The sequence below is a fragment of the Streptococcus thoraltensis DSM 12221 genome, assembly GCF_000380145.1.
Classification (GTDB): domain Bacteria; phylum Bacillota; class Bacilli; order Lactobacillales; family Streptococcaceae; genus Streptococcus; species Streptococcus thoraltensis.
The window spans coordinates 1-18,338 of sequence record NZ_KB904599.1; the positions used below are offsets into that span (position 1 = coordinate 1).

Here is an 18,338-nt window from a genome sequence, read left to right on the forward strand (position 1 = left end):
TAAGATTATTTTAATGTTAAGGACGAGTGCTTACCTATTTGTGTAGTCAATACGTGTTAACGTAGCTACCAAGCGGGTGGTTTTGATGAATGTGCTGAGTTTATTATGACAATCATTTGTTTGCGCCTGAACTCTTTTGATTGGCATTAGGATAGAGAGACTCTCTTTTCTTTACGCCAAACGTATGGAAANATTTATGTTTTCTGATAGTGATTTTTCATCAATAATGTCATCTTTTTAGCATCATGCTGTAATCAAAGTAAAATCGAGCAAATAATTAGAATTGGATATAAAAAGTGGCAATATATTAAAAAATGTATGTGTCTAGAAAATGGCTACATGCATTTTTTTCGTGCGCATGTCGTATCTTTTCTTTTGATATTATCGAAAATTTTATCTGTTCATGGTAAAATAGATTCTATTAAGTCTAGAGAAAGGGGAGGTCTAGAGACTGTGTCTGAGTAATGGGGCATGGTCTAAATCTTTGGTAACAAGGTCAATCGATGAAATCTGTCATTTATCACGATTTTCCACTGTTACCGAATGTCATGACCTCTGTATCTGATATGATGAAGCTTCAAAAACCCAAAGGAACCCAGGACATCCTTCCTGCAGATAGTGCCAAATGGCAATATGTGGAAAATTTTGCACGTGAGACCTTTAAAAAATACAATTATGGTGAAATTCGTACACCAATGTTTGAACACTATGAAGTGATTTCGCGTTCGGTGGGTGATACGACTGACATTGTGACCAAAGAAATGTACGACTTCTACGACAAGGGTGACCGCCACATTACCCTTCGACCTGAAGGGACAGCACCTGTTGTGCGTTCTTACGTGGAAAACAAACTCTTTGCACCAGAAATACAGAAGCCTGTAAAAATGTACTACATCGGCTCTATGTTCCGCTATGAGCGCCCTCAGGCTGGGCGTTTGCGTGAATTCCACCAAATCGGTGTGGAGGCTTTTGGTTCAAGCAACCCAGCTACAGATGTTGAGACGATTGCCATGGCTTACCAACTCTTCACAGAACTTGGTATCAAGGATGTTGTCCTTCACCTTAATAGTCTTGGAAATACTTCTAGCCGTCAAGCTTACCGTCAAGCCTTGATTGATTACCTGACACCAATGCGTGATAGTCTTTCTAAAGATAGTCAACGACGTTTGGAGGAAAATCCTCTTCGTGTTCTTGATTCTAAAGAAAAAGAAGATAAACTTGCTGTTGAAAATGCACCGTCTATTTTGGATTTCTTAGATGATGAGAGCCAAGCGCATTTTGATGAAGTACGTGCTATGCTTGAAGCTCTTAATATCCCCTATGTGATTGACACCAACATGGTTCGTGGGCTTGATTACTACAATCACACCATTTTTGAATTCATCACAACCATTGAGAAATCAGAATTGACCATCTGTGCAGGTGGTCGTTATGATGGTTTGGTTGAGTATTTCGGTGGACCTGAGACGCCCGGCTTTGGATTTGGTCTTGGATTGGAACGCTTGCTAATGATTCTTGACAAACAAGGCATTGAGCTTCCAATTGAATCTGATATGGATCTTTATATTGCTGTTTTGGGGGCTGAAGCAAATAGCAAAGCGTTAGAGCTTGTTCAAGCTATTCGCATTCAGGGCTTTGCAGCAGAGCGTGATGTTATCGGTCGTAAAATCAAGGCCCAATTCAAATCAGCGGATGCCTTTAAGGCCAAAACAATTATGACTTTAGGTGGCAGTNAAGTTGAGGCAGGACAAGTAACTGTTAAAAATAATATTACCCGTCAAGAGNTGACGGTAACTTTTGAAGAGATTAGCGAAGATTTTGCAAGCATTCTCCAGAGGTTAGAAGCATAGAATAATATTATTTAGACATCAAAATCGCTAATAATTTGTTCTTAAGTGATTTTGGTTTAGTCTTGGTTTGTAAGAGGTTATTAAAAATAACTATAAAAAGCGATTCGAGTAAGATTCCAGAAGTTTGAAATCTTGCTCGAATCGCTTTTTTACATGTACTTTTTGTTTCAAGTTGAGATGCTACTAGCTTATTTATTTGTAATACTATCAACGTGAGGAAATAAAATGGTGATTTTGTAGATGTTCTCATTGATTTCTTGCTTATAGAGTCCATGGTAACGGTTAACGATGTCTTTGATATTTCGAAGACCCAATCCATCATAAAGTCGTTGTTTTCGAGAATGTGCTTCTTGAGGATCGAAGCCATTTTCTATGGCGATATATAGTTTCTCATTGTAAAGATTGATGATAAGATTGATTTTTTTCTCAGTCGTTCTTTTGTTTCGGATGACTGCTGAAATGCTATTATCCAAAAGGTTTCCAACGATGATAGCTATTATATCTGTTTTTAGACGTGTAGAGGAAGGGATGAGACAACTGATGGATAAGCAGATATTATTTTCTTTGGCAGTTTGCGATTTTTGGTTTAGCAAGTGATTTAATATCAGTTCATTGGTAAAAAAGGTATCGTTAGTCTCGGTAAGTTGTGCTAGATTATTGTTGATGAGTTGCTCAGCCTCATCAAATTTTTCTTGCTTTAAGAGACCTATTAGAACGATATGATGGTTGTGTAGGTCGTGTTTTAATGCTCGGACTTTCAGGTGAGAATCCTTGAGATTTTGCATATTGTGGAGTTGCGCTTGAAATCTGATATTATCAAGTTTGGTATTGTAATGATTAGTATTTTGAATCATCATATAACGATAGGTGTACAGAGAGATAATCGTTATTGCCATAAAACCAAAGGAGTAGATAAGGGTTGAGGCATCCAATTCGTAATGAGTTGAGCTATCAAATAATTGAAAAAAGAGTAGAGCACAGGTGATGGCAGGAATTAGCGATAAGCAGATAATCCAAGCCCCTTGTTTATGGTGGTTATCAGTATCACTGAGTTCAAACAAGAAAAAATGTTTTAAATAAAAACTCATGATGATGCTTAAAATAGCTAATAAGTTAATATAAATAAAGGTAAATGTCGCCGAATTTATCAAGGCATCCCCAAAGAACAGGGTTAGGCTAAAGCCTAGAATGGCTTCGAATAGAAGACCAATAGTTTGCAGAAGAATTGCCCAGAAAAGCCCTTGTTTTCTGCCATAATCATAAATAGAAGCGATATAGAAAGAAGTGAGAAAAGAGCAGATCACAGTGATAAGGGAAGCTAAGTTAGTCCTTAAGAAGCAGTTGGCTAGAACCTCAATGATTACAAGCACTCCAAGTGTGAGAATGGAGATGAGCTGGTTGATTTTTTGGGGTGTCGCTCTTGAGAAAAAATAGTTGATAACTAATATGTTGATGATAGATGTATAGAGATGAAATAAGCCTTTAATAACCATTACTGTCTTTCAATTTCATTAGAATAGTATCTTGTAAGTGTCGTTTAAATTTTCGACTAACGGGCAGGTTGATAAATTGTGACTCTTGAAGAAGTGTAATCATTTGTTTTTCAAATTTGTAGAAATAGTTGACATTAAAGATATAGGAGTTATGAATTTGAATAAATTGTTGGGAAACTTGAGCAAGAACCTCCTTGGTTGATAAGAGAGCAGTGTAGGTTTCATACCTTGTATGGATATAAACCTTTCTACCGTCCTTTTCGAAAAAAATAATGTCTTTAAGAGGTAATTTATAGTAGGCATGATTGTAGGAAAAAGTAAAATAGTGATTGGTATTTTCCAAAATTTTCAAGCTACGGTTCAGACACTGATAAAATCTTTCTCTATCAAGAGGTTTAAGCAGATAATCGAAGGTCTGTACGTGAAAAATCTGTTCCATGTAGTCACGATGATTTGTTAAAAAAATGATTATGGCATCAGCATGTTTACTTCTAATGTATTCTGCCAGTTCGATACCAGAGCTATCTCCCATTTCAATATCTAAAATAAACAATTGATAATCTGTTAGTATTTTTTCATACAATTTACGAGGATGTTCATAGACGTCTAATGAAAAATAGGAATTATTTGAGAATTTATCAAGGGCATCTTCAACCATTGAACCAACTCCCTTGTCATCATCACATAAAGCGATACGAATCATCAAAAATCTCCTCCTGTTTGAAAAAAAATTATACTATTGTACCAAATTTTACTTAAAAACGGCTATTTTTGACAGAATTTTCTATCGATTGGGAAGACTTGTTAAAATAGGGCTATCAATTGAGGAGGAGGTAGTTATTATGCGGGAAGTGACCGTTCGTAAACCGATGGAAACAGCTGAAGTTTCATGGGTGATTGTTTAAATTTATAAAGTAGGTTGCGCAATCAGCCTACTTTTTATCTTAATGAGGAGAGGTTTGATGATGGGATATAGTAGGCCACGGATAAAAAATATCTACCCAGTATATAAATTAGATAAGAATAGATTTAGAATCGGTGCTCAAATGAATATTACAAGAGAATTTGAAGATCCGACAGGACAATTATGGGATTTTGTAAAAAGATTAGATGGAAGAGAATTACCTCTAATTGAGGCTGATTTGCAGGCAATCTACCCTGAGGTAACACATGATGATATTGTATTCGCTTTGGAATTATTAGACAAAGAAGGTTTTATAGAAGAGTATCAGGATGTTAACCTTGTGGAAGAACGGTATATGTCGAATGTTAATTATTTTAGACGCTATCTTGGTAGCTATGATGAAAGTTTAACTGTACAAAGAAAACTAAATGAAAGTTCAATTTTATTATTGGGTCTGGGGGGAGGAGGCTCTAATATTTTAAGTTTACTAGCTGGCATAGGTCCTAAAAAATTAACAATTGTAGATTATGATAAAGTTCAAATTTAGGAAGGCAATTGCTGTATAAAGAAGATGATATAGGGAAATTGAAGACAGAAACGGCTTTAAGAGAGTTTCAGAAGATGAATTCATCTGTTAGCATAAATGCCATTACTAAAAAAATTACTTCTGTGTCTGATGTAGTAGAATTACTTGATGGCATTGATCTGGTTATTTGTGCAATAGACGAACCGCCTTTTGTAGCACAAAGAATAGTTAATAAAGCCATTGTTAAAGTAGGAGTACCTTGTGTCTTTGGAGGGTCGCAAGTAAGTAGGGATCGAGTTTATAGTGTTATTCCAAAAAAACAGGATGCTTTGACTGTCTAAATATCCATTATACAAAGACGTCTCCTAACTTTATAGATCAATTTATTGGCTTTCAGAAAATTAAATTTGATCCTCCCACAATAGCTTATGCACCTGCAATTCTTCAGTTATGTAGTGCTATAGTTGATGAATCAGTAAGACTTTTAACAAAATATACTGAACCAATGAGTTTAAGTACACAATTTGAGATTAATTATGAAACAGGTGCTTCGTTCTGTCATAAACCATGGCCTAGATATGAAGATGAGTGCCCAACTTGTGGAAAAGGAACTATTTCTGAGTGGGAAATTTTTAATCATTATAATTCATGATGGTAAGAAGGAATAGAATATGAAGAATTGTTTAGCAGTGACGAATATCTCTAAAAGATACGCTAAGGGGAAACAGTTTGCAAACAAAGAGTTGAATTGTGAATTCAACGAAGGAGAAATCACAGCTTTAATAGGGCATAATGGTGCAGGAAAAACCACCTTGTTGAATCAAATCATCGGTATAACAGATTCAGATAAGGGAGACATCTCCTATTTACAAGAATCGTTTACGAAATCTCCCAAGCTAGCTAGATCTTACACTTCAATGATGCCGCAAATGCATGCCCCTTTGAAAGGAGTAAGTGTGAGGCAAGCCATAAGCTCGATTGGAGGCATCCGAGGGATAGATCCAGCTGCTTTAAAAGATGAAGTTGATGATATTTTAGAGGCATTAGACATCACAAAATGGGAGAATCAAAAAGGAGAAAAGCTATCAGGTGGACTTAAACGCCTAACTTCATTTGCCATGGCGATTGTTGGTGCTCCTAAAATCATTTTGCTGGATGAACCGACAAATGATGTGGATCCGATGAGAAGGACTCGCCTATGGTTATATCTTAGAAAGTTGGCTTCAAGAGGGCATATTCTTATCATTGTGACACATAATATTTTAGAAGTAGAAAAATACGCTGATAAGTATTATATGTTGGAACAAGGAGAAGTAAAGGCAAGTGGAAACGTCAAATCGCTTGAGAACATGGCAGGTCACTTAGTTCGTTTCACGGTATACTCTCAAAAAACAATGGAGAGTTTTCCCTTAGACTGTACTATCAGTGATAGTTTGGAGGTTTCAGCAAGGATTGAAACACCCGATTTACCCGTATTATTGACTTGGTTGCAGGATGCTATCATAGCTAAGACGATCAGTAACTACCACCTATCTACACTAGGCTTAAATGATTATTATGAGGTTCTATCCAATGAAAAGTAATTATCAACAGATACGAGGTTTGTTAATTTGGAGTTATGTCAGAAATAAATCTCTAATAATACTTTGTAGTATTGTCCAATTTTTCATGTCTATTGCTCTGATTTATGGCTATTCATTAATTGTGGAACCCAGAACTCCAGAAGCGCAACTTTATTTGGCTTCAGGTGCAGTGACTTTAGGTATGATAACAATAGGCTGTACCATTGCTGCGCAAACTATCAGTAGCGCAAAGCAAGATGGACTCGTAACCTACTTGAAAACCTTACCTGTAAAAAGAAGTTTTATTCTCTTTTCTGAACTGTTTATTTGGGCTATCGTTTCTTTTTTGGGTGTCATCCTATCTCTAATCACAGTCTTTGTAAAATTTCAATTTTTACCACAGCTGTCTATTGGGAGTTTTGGGCTTCTATGGTTAATCCTATTAACCATGCTATCAATAGGATTTGCTATTGCCTATTCGACCTCACCAAGTGCCATGTCTTTAATCACTCAATTAATCCTCATGATTGGCTTACTATTTTCACCTATAATGTTTCCCGCAGATAGAATACCTGCCTTTTTACTAAGGCTGTACAGCCTTCTCCCCTTTGTCCCTGCTGGAAATCTCATTAGGTTATCTGTCTATCAAGATTATCCTGTGGCTGCTCGTGACATTTTTGTTTTATTGTTTTGGTTGCTCTTGACGAGTTCACTCTCAGTGTGGCAACTACACCGAAAAGTATGATCATCATTTATAGTGATGATAGGGAATCCCTAGAGTAAAGGATTGTTTTTCTCAAAACTCCGCCTAAAAGGGTGGGGTTTTTAAGTGCTTTTTGCTATAATGATAAGGAATGATACGCAGGTCTTGCGTGTGAAATACTGATATACGGAGAATAAAATGACTGAACGTAGTATGTATGCTGGTCGTGTTCGTAGTGAACACATTGGAACTGAAATCACCCTCAAAGGTTGGGTAGGTCGTCGTCGCGATCTAGGTGGATTGATTTTTATTGATTTGCGTGACCGTGAAGGGATTATGCAGCTGGTGATCAATCCTGAAGAAGTTTCAAGTGACGTGATGGCAACTGCTGAAAGCCTTCGTAACGAATATGTTATTGAGGTTACAGGGACTGTTGAAGCGCGCCAGCAGGCTAACGATAATCTTGCAACAGGTGCGGTTGAGTTGAAAGTAAGCGCCTTGAGCGTTCTTAATGTTGCAAAAACAACACCTTTTGAAATAAAAGACGGTGTGGAAGTTTCTGATGATAATCGTCTTAAATACCGTTATTTGGATCTTCGTCGTCCAGAAATGTTGGAAAACTTCAAACTACGTGCTAAGGTGACACATTCTATCCGTAACTATTTGGATGAGCTTGAATTTATTGATGTTGAGACACCAATGTTGACTAAGTCAACGCCAGAAGGTGCGCGTGACTATCTTGTGCCATCTCGTGTCAGCCAAGGTCATTTTTACGCACTTCCACAAAGCCCACAAATCACGAAACAATTATTGATGAATGCTGGTTTTGATCGTTACTATCAAATTGTTAAGTGTTTCCGTGATGAGGACTTGCGTGGAGATCGTCAACCGGAGTTTACACAGGTCGATTTAGAAACGTCATTCCTTAACGAGCAAGAAATTCAAGACATCGTTGAAGGTATGATTGCTAAAGTCATGAAAGATACTAAGGGAATTGAGGTAACCTTACCATTTCCACGTATGGCTTATGATGACGCTATGAATCTTTACGGTTCAGACAAACCAGATACTCGTTTTGACATGCTTTTACAAGACTTGACAGATATTGTCAAGGACGTTGATTTTAAAGTCTTCTCAGAAGCTCCAGCGGTTAAAGCAATTGTCGTTAAAGGAAGTGCGGATAAGTATTCACGTAAAGACATCGACAAGATGACAGAATTTGCTAAGCAATTTGGTGCCAAAGGTCTCGCCTGGGTCAAGGTAACAGACGGTGCTATCGCTGGTCCTGTTGCTAAATTCTTGACAAATATCGAAGATGACTTGACAGCAGCTTTACAACTTGAAGAAAATGATTTGGTGCTATTTGTTGCAGATAAGCTTGAAGTAGCTAATGATACACTTGGTGCTTTACGTGGACGTATTGCCAAAGAACTTGACATGATTGACAACTCTAAATTCAACTTCCTTTGGGTTGTCGATTGGCCAATGTTTGAATGGTCTGAAGAAGAAGGACGCTACATGTCAGCCCATCATCCATTCACCTTGCCAACAGAAGACTCTGCTCATGAGCTTGAAGGTGATTTAGCCAATGTTCGTGCAGTTGCTTACGACATCGTTCTTAATGGTTATGAACTCGGTGGAGGTAGTCTTCGTATTAACCAAAAAGATATGCAAGAACGCATGCTTAAGGCGCTTGGCTTTGCAGAAGAAGATGCCTATGAGCAATTTGGTTTCTTATTAGAAGCTATGGATTACGGTTTCCCTCCACATGGTGGTTTGGCAATCGGTCTTGACCGCTTTGTCATGCTTCTAGCTGGCAAGGATAATATCCGTGAAGTGATTGCCTTCCCTAAAAACAATAAAGCGACTGACCCTATGACGCAAGCACCAAGTGTGGTTGCTGACAAACAACTTGAGGAACTAGCCCTACAATTACAGTTAAATGACTAAAAAAACGACTTTTCTTAAAAGAGTAAGATACGAAGTAAATGTTGTAGCCAAGCGATTTGGTTTGTGGCGTACCTTACGAAGTATTTCTAGAGAAAAATATGCAGAGAAGATTTCAGCTTCTCTGCTTTATGGTATGTTATCTAGTATCGCTGTGAATTTCTTTTTCCAGCCGGGTCATGTCTATTCAAGTGGTGCGACAGGTTTGGCACAGGTTATATCAGCCCTGACGGAGAGAAGTTTCGGTTATGCAACGCCAATTTCCTTGACTTTTTATGCCATCAACCTCCCACTTTTGATTTTAGCTTGGTACACAATCGGTCATAAATTCACCGTCTTCACCTTTATGGCAGTTTCTATGAGTTCTTTATTTATTCATCTCATGCCACAGGTGACTTTGACAACTGATCCTCTGATTAATGCCATTTTTGGTGGTTTATTCATGGGTCTGGGAGTTGGTGTCGGGCTTCGCTCTAGAATTTCTAGTGGCGGTACCGATATTGTTTCCTTGACTATCCGTAAAAAAACAGGACGTAATGTGGGCAGCATTTCCCTGTTTGTTAATGGAGTTATTATGATTTTTGCCGGTCTTCTTTTTGGCTGGCAATATGCCCTCTACTCTATGATAACCATTTTTGTGTCAAGTCGTGTCACTGATGCGATTTATACCAAACAAAAGAAAATGCAGGCCATGATTGTTACATCAAGACCTGATCGTGTGGTTGCTATGATTCATAAAAAATTGCATCGTGGCGTCACATCGATAAATGATGCTCATGGTACTTTTAAACATGAAGATAAGGCAGTGCTCTTAGCAATCATCACAAGGGAAGAATACACAGAATTTAAACAACTAATGGCAAAAGCAGATCCCCGAGCTTTTGTGTCTATCTCGGAAAATGTTCAGATAATCGGAAGATTTAACGATGATTAAAAAGCTCGACGGAACCATTTGGACCCAAGTCTAGAAATAAGGGAGACAATCTGGCGACTTTTCTCTCTGGTGCTTGGAAGTTTTTGGATATATGATAAGGTAAAAGGAGCTACTGGCTCTTTTTATGACGGCGAAATGAGAAATTAATCTTTAAAAAAATAAGATTTTATACTCAATGAAAATTAGACTCAGACCAGGTGGCGCCGATGCAGATAAAACTGTCTTCATCAAACCAAGTCAACAAGGTCTGAATTTGATTTTTGAAGAGCATTGTATTAAGAAGAGGTGAGGTATGAAATTTAGATGGCACCTTTCGGATGGTATTCATCTGATTTGGATTACATTGGGTGTAGCTCTTTACACATTTGGATTTGTGAATTTCAATATGGCAAACCATCTAGCAGAAGGTGGGGTAGCGGGAATCACTTTGATTTTACATGCTCTTTTTGGTTTGGATCCTGCTCTATCGTCTTTGCTTATTAATATACCTCTTTTTGTATTGGGGGCTCGTGTTTTTGGAAAGAAATCACTGCTACTAACCATTTATGGTACTGTAACCATGTCTATTTTTATTTGGATTTGGCAACGTGTTCCCATGGAGCTTGGTTTACAGGACGATATGATGCTAGTCGCGATTGTCGCTGGTATTTTTGCTGGAATTGGTAGTGGGGTTGTCTTTCGTTATGGTGCGACAACTGGTGGTACAGACATTGTTGGACGTGTTTTGGAAGAAAAAACAGGGATGAAGCTGGGGCAAACCTTACTGATGATTGATGTTTTGGTGTTAGCATCCTCTTTAGTTTATATTGACCTAAAACACATGCTTTATACTTTGATAGCCAGTTTTGTTTTTAGCCAAGTTCTGACGGTTGTGCAAAACGGTGGTTATATGGTTCGTGGTATGCTGATTATTACCAAGGAGTCAGATAAAGCTTCGGCAGCAATTTTACAAGAAATTAATCGCGGGGTAACTTACCTGCAAGGAAAAGGAGCTTATACTGGACGTGGCTTTGATATTCTCTACGTGGTTTTGAATCCTAACGAAGTGCGTGAGGTCAAAGATATATTGGCAGAATTAGACCCAGATGCCTTTATTTCAATTCTTAATATTGATGAAGTGATTTCATCGGATTTTAAAATTATAAGGAAAAATTACGATAAAGAGTTATAAAAAAGCCTCTTTGTCAACCGTAGTGAGTGACTTATAATAGCTAAGCATCGTCTTTTATACTAACTTGACACATGGTCACTTTCGACTTGCCGTACTCATACTCAATGAAAATCAAAAGCAGACTAGGCGGCGCCGATGCCGATAGAACTAAAGTTCATCAAATCAAGTCAACAAAGTCTGCTTTTGATTTCCGAAGAGTATCAAGCACTGTCCGTGTCTTTTTGCTCCTTATCTGAAAGTTAATTTATTTGATTATACCAGAGGAGACCTTATCGTCTTCTCTTTTTTGTGTTAAAAGCACCGTTTTAGAGGGTAAGCAGGCTTTAAATATCCAGAATGGAGATTGTTAATGGTTTATGAAAATCGTATTTAATCATGTTTGCTTGGCAATGAAGACATAAGGAAGCTGGATAAGCCAGTTTCGCACTGATATGAGATTGTTTTTAACAAGCAAATGGCTGATATTTGAGTCTTTTAGTCTCAATAATTAAGGAGCTCAGATGGTGCTTTCTAAGGAGAGTGTAGGGCTTTTTATTATAAGCCATATGGGACTTTCATATAATCAAAAAGCCCCATAATCTCCAGAGTGGGGTTACCCACTACGGAAATTACAGAGCCTAGATAAACTTATCTAGCTTCTTTACTTGCATCGTAGTCAACACCGATGATAGTCACATCGATATTACCACGTGTTGCTTTAGAGTAAGGACACACTTCATGAGCTTTTTCACCGAGTTCTTTGGCTTCATCTGCTGATTTACCATCAACAGAAACTTCGATTTCAACACCCAGTTTGAAATCAGCACCGTCTGCTTTGAAAAGTTGTGTGCGTTGGGTAATCATTGACTTAGCTTTGATATTTTCTAGTCCAAGTACAACTTCCAAGGCACTATTGAAACAAGCTGAGTAACCAAGTGCAAACAATTGTTCAGGATTTGTACCATTGCCGTCGCCCCCCATTTCTTTAGGGCTTGAGATTGTGACTTGAAAACTACTGTTTTCAACATAGCTAATACCGCTACGTCCACCAGTGTTAACAGCAGAAGTTTCATAGATTTTTTGATAATTTGACATATCAGTACCCCCCATATCTAATGTTATTATAACACTTTCAAGGTCAAAAGGCAGACTAGTTGTTTATTGATTTGAAAAATAGGCTTTAGTGAAGTTTTTCGCAGAAAAAGGCGCTTAAGTTGACAATTTTGTAAAGGTAATGCTTCAAATCGTTTGTCAAAATATTTTGACAACCCTTTTTTATGTCGTATCAAAAAGATTTGGTAGAATAGATTTAATAAAAGCTATAGACTAAGAGTGACCAAGGAAATCAGGAAATTTGTAGCAGATTTTAGAAAGGAGGTATCACTTGGAAGTTGGAAAAAATATTAAAAGTTATCGCCAGCAGTTCAATTTATCTCAGGAGGGTTTGGCGGAGAAGATTTATGTGACTAGACAAACGATCTCCAACTGGGAGACTGAAAAGTCCTATCCAGATGTTCACTCGCTCGTCTTACTTAGTCATTGTTTTAAGGTTTCCTTGGCTCAACTAATTGAAGGAGATCTCGATAAAATGAAAAAAATTGTTAAGAAAGAAGATATCGATCTTATGGATTGCTATACCAAAAAGATGATGTGGGCAATGTTAGCTCTCTTGTTTACTGTGTTTCCTGCTTTTTATTATTTAGATTGGTGGGGAATGCTAGTTTATCTTCCTTTAGCAGCTTTTGGAATTTATTATGCTCATAAGGTTGAAAAAATAAAAGACAATTATGATTTGAAAACTTATCGTCAAATTCTTGCCTTTAGTCAAGGAAAAACTTTGGATGATTTAGAGACAAGAATTGAAAAAGCTAAGTACCCTTATCAAAAGCCTTTGATTGTTCTTGGTTTCATTCTAGCTTTTGCAGTTTTAGCCTCTCTTCTTGCCTTGATTTATGTGAGGTTCTTACCATAATGTAAAAAACACGCCCGTGAGGGTCGTGTTTTTTCATACTATTACATTTCGTTTGGTGCTTCAACGCCAAGAAGACGAAGAGCTTCTTTAAGAACAGTTGCTGTCGCGTATGAAAGTGCTAGGCGGCTGTCACGTTCTGGATTGTCATCAAGAATACGTGTGTGTGCATAGTATTTGTTGAAACTTTGTGCCAAATTGATGGCAAATTTAGCGATGATTGATGGCTCATAGTTGTCTGATGCACGTCTGATAACACGTGGGAAGTCTTGAATCAACTTGATAATTTCCCAGCTTTCGTTGTCAGATAGGCTGTAAGCAGCTTCTGGATTTGGTTTGAAATCAGATTTGCGCAAGATTGACTGAATACGTGCATGAGCGTATTGAACGTAAGGTCCAGTTTCTCCCTCGAAGGAAACCATGGTATCAAGGTCAAAATCATAGCCATTCAGACGGTCTGTTTTAAGATCGTAGAATTTGATAGCTCCGACACCGACAGCGTGAGCAACAGCTTCTTTATTTGGAAGATCAGGGTTTTTAGCGTCAATTTGAGACTGGGCACGATTAACAGCTTCAGCAATGGTCGGTTCTAGAAGGATGACATTACCTTTACGAGTTGATAATTTTTTACCTTCTTTAGTAACAAGACCAAAAGCAACATGTTGCATATCATCTGACCATTCGTAGTCCATTTCTTTAAGAATGGCTTTAAGTTGTTTAAAATGTGCTGCCTGCTCGTTCCCAACGACATAGATTGATTTAGCAAAATCGTAGGTACGCTTACGGAAAAGGGCTGCCGCCAAGTCACGTGTGATATAAAGTGTTGCTCCGTCTGATTTTTTAATCAAAGCTGGGTGTTCAATACCGTATTTTTCAAGATTAACAACTTGGGCACCTTGTGATTCTTGAAGGAGGCCTTTTTCTTCTAAAAGCTCAACAACTTCATCCATCTTGTCATTGTAGAAGGCTTCACCATTGTAAGAGTCAAAATCAACGTCAAGTCCTTTGTAGATTCGGTTAAATTCAACAAGACTTTCGTCACGGAACCATTGCCAGAGGGAGACGGCTTCCTTATCACCTGCTTCAAGTTTACGGAACCACTCGCGTGCTTCGTCATCAAGTTCTGGATGTTCTTCAGCTTCTGCATTGATACGAATGTAAAGTTTGAGAAGTTCTGAGATTGGATTGGCTTCAACTGCTTGTTGATCTCCCCATTTTTTATAAGCGACAATGAGCATCCCAAACTGTTTACCCCAATCTCCGAGGTGATTGATACGCACAGGATTATAGCCTAATTTTTCTACGATGTTTGCTAGACTATCTCCTATAACAGTTGAGCGCAAGTGTCCAATAGAGAATGGTTTAGCGATATTGGGGCTAGACATATCAAAAACAATATTGCGTCCTTGTCCAAGATCTTGGCTGGCGTATTGACTTCCTTTTGCGATGACTTCTCCCAATACTTTGTTTGAAATCTTAGATTTATTTAAGAAAAAGTTGATGTAAGGGCCAACTGCTTGTACTTTTTCAAAGTCAGAAGCATCGATTTGTTCGGCAACTTCAGCAGCAATCATATTTGGTGCTTTGCGAAGGACTTTAGCTAATGAAAATGCTGGAAAGGCAAGGTCTCCCATGCTAGCATTTTTAGGTTTTTCAAGTAGTTTTTCAATTGCTTCTTGATCCAGGTCATTTAACACTGCAGCAAGTTTTGAAGCGATTAGTTGTTTTTCGGTCATGATGTCTCCTTTGGTTTTATGTTATTAACCATTTTAACATATTTTTTCAAAAGCTTAGTAGACTTTTTTGAAATTCTATGGAATTAGATAAAAGATGAAAAAATCAACCTTTTTTGCTATAATTTATGGTGAGTTAGAGTAAAAAGGATATGATAAAGATGAATAAAATACAACGTCAAGCGGAAATTAAGCGTATTATTACACATAATCAAGTTGGCACGCAAGAGGAAATAAAAGCCCTCCTTGAACATCAAGATATTTTTGTCACTCAAGCGACCTTATCCAGAGATTTACGCGAGATTGGATTGATCAAGTTGCGTAGTGACAAGGGGAAACTTTACTATAGCTTGAACGAGATGGATGACGATCAATTTAGCAAGCGAGCTAGTAGTTTTGTCAATAAGGTCTCTAAAGTCCAATTTATGCTTGTTTTGGGTACCAATTTGGGTGAAGCGGATGTTTTAGCCAACATTATCGACCAAGAAGAACGCGGTGATATTTTAGGTACCGTTGCGGGAGCAGACACGCTCTTGGTTATTTGTCAAAGTGAAGAGACGGCAGAGGCGATTTATCAAGACATTTCAGCACAATTGTAGAAGGATTAACCATGGTAAAAGAAAAAATTTCTCCCGGCATGCAACAGTATCTGGATATTAAAGCAGATTATCCAGATGCTTTTTTGCTTTTTCGTATGGGGGATTTCTATGAATTATTTTATGAAGATGCGGTCAAGGCGGCACAAATTTTAGAGATTAGCTTGACTAGCCGTAATAAAAATGCTGAGAACCCTATTCCTATGGCGGGTGTACCCTATCATTCTGCCCAAGCCTACATTGACGTTCTGGTGGAAATGGGTCATAAGGTTGCCATTGCGGAGCAGATGGAGGATCCTAAGCAGGCTGTTGGTGTGGTCAAACGTGATGTGGTTCAAGTTATCACACCAGGTACAGCCGTGGATTCTAGTAAGCCAGATAGCGCTAATAACTTTTTAGTTGCCTTAGACTTTGATGGTAGCCAGTATGGTCTTTCCTATATGGATTTGGCTACGGGCGAGTTTATGGTGACTGTTTTGGCTGACTTTTTGACAGTTAAAAGTGAAATCCAGAACCTCAGAGCGAAAGAGCTACTTATTGGTTTTGAGCTTTCAGACGAAGACGAGGAAGTCTTCGCTAAGCAAATGAATTTGATTCTGTCTTATGAAGATCAGCTTTTTGAAGATAGAGACTTGGTTTCAGACGACTTGAGTCCTCTTGAACAGGCAAGTGCCTTAAAATTGCTCTCTTACGTTCATCGGACACAAAAGAGAGAACTCAAGCATATTCAAGCCTTGATGCATTATGAGGTTAAAGATTACTTACAGATGACCTATGCGACTAAGTCTAGTTTGGATTTGCTAGAGAATGCTCGTACCGGTAAGAAGCACGGTAGTCTCTTTTGGCTTCTTGATGAGACTAAGACGGCTATGGGCATGCGTCTTCTCCGTCAATGGATTGACCGTCCACTTATCCGCTTTGAGGATATTAAAGAACGTCAGGATATTATCCAAGCCTTTTTAGATGATTTTATCAACCGAAGTGATTTAACGGAAAGTCTTAAAGGTGTTTACGATATTGAGCGTTTAGCCAGCCGTGTTTCTTTTGGTAAGGCTTCTCCTAAAGATCTCTTACAATTAGGGAATACATTGACAAAGGTTCCTCTTATAAAAGCTGTCTTATCAGCTTTTGAAGTAGATGTTGTTGACAAGATTGACAGAGAAATTGACAGCATTGCTGATTTGGAAACTTTGATTCGTCTAGCAATCGATCCAGACGCGCCAGCGACCATTTCAGAAGGTGGTATTATTCGCACGGGCTTTGATGACACTTTGGATCGCTATCGTAAGGTCATGAAAGAGGGGCGTGCTTGGATTGCTGATATTGAAGCCAAGGAGCGACAGGCTTCGGGGATTTCTACTCTTAAGATTGATTATAATAAGAAAGATGGTTACTACTTCCATGTGACTAACTCTAACCTTTCTCTAGTGCCAGATTATTTCTTTAGAAAAGCAACGCTAAAAAATTCGGAACGTTTTGGTACCGCAGAATTGGCTAAGATTGAGGGAGAAATGCTAGAGGCGCGAGAGCAATCGGCTAATCTGGAATATGAGATTTTTATGCGAATTCGCTCACGTGTGGAGACTTATATTGATCGCCTGCAAGCACTAGCAAAAGTTCTAGCAAAAGTAGATGTGTTGCAAAGTTTAGCTGTCGTTGCTGAAAGCAATCATTATGTGAGACCTGTGTTTAATGACCAACATGCTATTGAGATTGTTGAGGGTCGACATGCAGTGGTGGAAAAGGTTATGGGAACACAGGTTTATATCCCAAATAGTATTCACTTCAAGCAAGAAACAACTATTCAGTTGATTACAGGGCCAAATATGAGTGGTAAGTCAACCTACATGAGACAGCTAGCTTTGTCTGTGGTTATGGCTCAAATGGGTGGCTATGTGGCAGCTGATACCATCAATCTTCCGATTTTTGATGCCATATTCACTCGTATTGGCGCTGCGGATGATCTGATTTCGGGACAGTCTACTTTCATGGTTGAAATGATGGAGGCGAACCAAGCAATCAAACGAGCGACGTCAGACTCTCTCATCCTCTTTGATGAGTTAGGACGTGGAACAGCGACTTATGATGGTATGGCCTTGGCTCAGTCCATTATTGAATATATCCATAATGAGATTAAGGCTAAAACCATGTTTGCAACCCATTATCATGAGTTGACAGAGTTGTCAACAACATTGACAAACCTTGTCAATGTTCATGTGGCAACTTTAGAGGAGAAAGGCGAGGTGACTTTTCTACATAAGATTTCTGAAGGTCCGGCTGACAAATCTTACGGGGTTCACGTGGCTAAAATTGCGGGCTTACCCGCTTCGGTGCTAACAAGAGCGGATCATATTTTACAAGATTTAGAAAGCCATTCAGCGCACTTGAAAACTGACCCATTCTCAGACTCGGAGCCACCTTCAACTAATCTGGTGGGGGAACCAGCTGGTCAACTATCTCTCTTTGCAGATGATAATTATGCTGAGTTGGCAGCTCAATTAGAAAAAGTTGACGTACTAAATCTTACCCCAATGGAAGCCATGAACACCTTGTTCGAACTCAAAAAATTACTTTAATTTTTTATCAAAAATCAAAAAGCCTCAGGTTGAAGTAAATTGTCCAAAAAGGACTTTTTCTTCAACTTTTTTCGTTTTCTTGGGAAAGAAAATTCTCAGAAAAGGGTTACTAATATAGTCAACTGAATTAACTTTCAGAACAAGGAACACAAAGACGTAAACAGTGCTTGATACTCAATGAAAATCAAAATCAGACTAGGCGACACAGATAGCCGATAGAACTGTCTTCATCAAATCAAGTCAACAAGGTCTGCATTTGATTTTCGAAGAGTATGAGTAGGGCAAGTCGAAAGTGACGATGTATCAAAGTTAATTTAAAAGACTATACTAAATAAAACTCCAAGATAGATGATAGCCCAACTTCTATGAACAATTGATTTTAAGTCAGATCAATC

At 38.3% G+C, this 18,338-nt stretch carries 13 protein-coding genes and 1 pseudogene; 10 read left to right on the plus strand and 4 right to left on the minus strand.

All coding sequences use genetic code 11. The annotated features are described in order from the left end of the window. The first annotated feature begins 569 nt into the window (after positions 1–569). Complete coding sequence (hisS, locus tag A3IA_RS0106175) at positions 570–1,850, plus strand: histidine--tRNA ligase (RefSeq protein ID WP_026217588.1); 1,281 nt, start codon at positions 570–572, stop codon at positions 1,848–1,850. Between the two features lie 188 nt (positions 1,851–2,038). Here hisS and A3IA_RS12285 read toward each other — a convergent pair whose 3' ends face one another. Beyond that, positions 2,039–3,343: a GHKL domain-containing protein gene (locus A3IA_RS12285; protein ID WP_018380452.1), complete on the minus strand. Its 1,305-nt coding sequence runs from the start codon at positions 3,341–3,343 to the stop codon at positions 2,039–2,041. Next, positions 3,333–4,046, minus strand: coding sequence for a LytR/AlgR family response regulator transcription factor (locus A3IA_RS0106190; RefSeq protein ID WP_018380453.1), 714 nt, complete (start codon positions 4,044–4,046; stop codon positions 3,333–3,335). Before A3IA_RS0106190 ends, A3IA_RS12285 begins: the two co-directional genes overlap by 11 nt. A 262-nt stretch (positions 4,047–4,308) precedes the next feature. Between A3IA_RS0106190 and A3IA_RS11935 the strand changes: the two are divergent. The 6 genes and pseudogenes from A3IA_RS11935 (at position 4,309) to A3IA_RS0106220 (ending at position 11,090) form a co-directional block, all read left to right on the plus strand. After that, positions 4,309–5,425, plus strand: a pseudogene (locus A3IA_RS11935) (ThiF family adenylyltransferase). Between the two features lie 19 nt (positions 5,426–5,444). After that, complete coding sequence (locus A3IA_RS0106200; protein WP_018380455.1) at positions 5,445–6,356, plus strand: ABC transporter ATP-binding protein; 912 nt, start codon at positions 5,445–5,447, stop codon at positions 6,354–6,356. Next, positions 6,346–7,080 carry an ABC transporter permease gene (locus A3IA_RS0106205; RefSeq protein ID WP_018380456.1) on the plus strand — a complete coding sequence of 245 codons (735 nt, stop codon included), beginning with the start codon at positions 6,346–6,348 and terminating at the stop codon, positions 7,078–7,080. The genes A3IA_RS0106200 and A3IA_RS0106205 overlap by 11 nt, the downstream gene beginning before the upstream one ends. A gap of 156 nt (positions 7,081–7,236) precedes the next feature. After that, positions 7,237–8,988: an aspartate--tRNA ligase gene (gene aspS, locus A3IA_RS0106210; RefSeq protein WP_018380457.1), complete on the plus strand. Its 1,752-nt coding sequence runs from the start codon at positions 7,237–7,239 to the stop codon at positions 8,986–8,988. Beyond that, positions 8,981–9,919 carry a YitT family protein gene (locus tag A3IA_RS0106215; protein ID WP_018380458.1) on the plus strand — a complete coding sequence of 313 codons (939 nt, stop codon included), beginning with the start codon at positions 8,981–8,983 and terminating at the stop codon, positions 9,917–9,919. The genes aspS and A3IA_RS0106215 overlap by 8 nt, the downstream gene beginning before the upstream one ends. A 292-nt stretch (positions 9,920–10,211) precedes the next feature. After that, complete coding sequence (locus A3IA_RS0106220) at positions 10,212–11,090, plus strand: YitT family protein (RefSeq protein ID WP_018380460.1); 879 nt, start codon at positions 10,212–10,214, stop codon at positions 11,088–11,090. A 627-nt stretch (positions 11,091–11,717) separates the two neighbouring features. Here A3IA_RS0106220 and A3IA_RS0106225 read toward each other — a convergent pair. Beyond that, the gene (locus tag A3IA_RS0106225) at positions 11,718–12,164 is read right to left on the minus strand and encodes an organic hydroperoxide resistance protein (RefSeq protein ID WP_018380461.1); all 447 of its coding nucleotides are present in this window, start codon (positions 12,162–12,164) and stop codon (positions 11,718–11,720) included. A gap of 289 nt (positions 12,165–12,453) precedes the next feature. Between A3IA_RS0106225 and A3IA_RS0106230 the strand changes: the two genes are divergently transcribed. Then, entirely contained in the window at positions 12,454–13,041 is a 588-nt protein-coding gene (locus A3IA_RS0106230) for a helix-turn-helix domain-containing protein (RefSeq protein ID WP_018380462.1), read from the plus strand. A gap of 41 nt (positions 13,042–13,082) precedes the next feature. Here the strand turns inward: A3IA_RS0106230 and argS are convergent, their stop codons facing one another. After that, positions 13,083–14,774 carry an arginine--tRNA ligase gene (argS, locus tag A3IA_RS0106235; RefSeq protein ID WP_018380463.1) on the minus strand — a complete coding sequence of 564 codons (1,692 nt, stop codon included), beginning with the start codon at positions 14,772–14,774 and terminating at the stop codon, positions 13,083–13,085. Positions 14,775–14,932: 158 nt separating this feature from the next. On the opposite strand from argS, the gene argR reads away from it, so the two are divergent. Together argR and mutS are read left to right on the plus strand one after the other, a co-directional pair. Beyond that, positions 14,933–15,370: an arginine repressor gene (gene argR, locus A3IA_RS0106240; RefSeq protein WP_018380464.1), complete on the plus strand. Its 438-nt coding sequence runs from the start codon at positions 14,933–14,935 to the stop codon at positions 15,368–15,370. Positions 15,371–15,381: 11 nt separating this feature from the next. Continuing rightward, positions 15,382–17,943 carry a DNA mismatch repair protein MutS gene (gene mutS / locus A3IA_RS0106245; RefSeq protein ID WP_018380465.1) on the plus strand — a complete coding sequence of 854 codons (2,562 nt, stop codon included), beginning with the start codon at positions 15,382–15,384 and terminating at the stop codon, positions 17,941–17,943. Positions 17,944–18,338: the final 395 nt, after the last annotated feature.

Coding starts and splice junctions, on each gene's coding strand:
- argR (WP_018380464.1), top strand. CDS start 14,933: ATGAATAAAATACAACGTCAAGCGGAAATTAAGCGTATTATTACACAT.
- A3IA_RS0106225 (WP_018380461.1), bottom strand. CDS start 12,164: ATGTCAAATTATCAAAAAATCTATGAAACTTCTGCTGTTAACACTGGT.
- argS (WP_018380463.1), bottom strand. CDS start 14,774: ATGACCGAAAAACAACTAATCGCTTCAAAACTTGCTGCAGTGTTAAAT.
- A3IA_RS0106200 (WP_018380455.1), top strand. CDS start 5,445: ATGAAGAATTGTTTAGCAGTGACGAATATCTCTAAAAGATACGCTAAG.
- mutS (WP_018380465.1), top strand. CDS start 15,382: ATGGTAAAAGAAAAAATTTCTCCCGGCATGCAACAGTATCTGGATATT.
- A3IA_RS12285 (WP_018380452.1), bottom strand. CDS start 3,343: ATGGTTATTAAAGGCTTATTTCATCTCTATACATCTATCATCAACATA.
- A3IA_RS0106220 (WP_018380460.1), top strand. CDS start 10,212: ATGAAATTTAGATGGCACCTTTCGGATGGTATTCATCTGATTTGGATT.
- aspS (WP_018380457.1), top strand. CDS start 7,237: ATGACTGAACGTAGTATGTATGCTGGTCGTGTTCGTAGTGAACACATT.
- A3IA_RS0106215 (WP_018380458.1), top strand. CDS start 8,981: ATGACTAAAAAAACGACTTTTCTTAAAAGAGTAAGATACGAAGTAAAT.
- A3IA_RS0106205 (WP_018380456.1), top strand. CDS start 6,346: ATGAAAAGTAATTATCAACAGATACGAGGTTTGTTAATTTGGAGTTAT.
- A3IA_RS0106190 (WP_018380453.1), bottom strand. CDS start 4,046: ATGATTCGTATCGCTTTATGTGATGATGACAAGGGAGTTGGTTCAATG.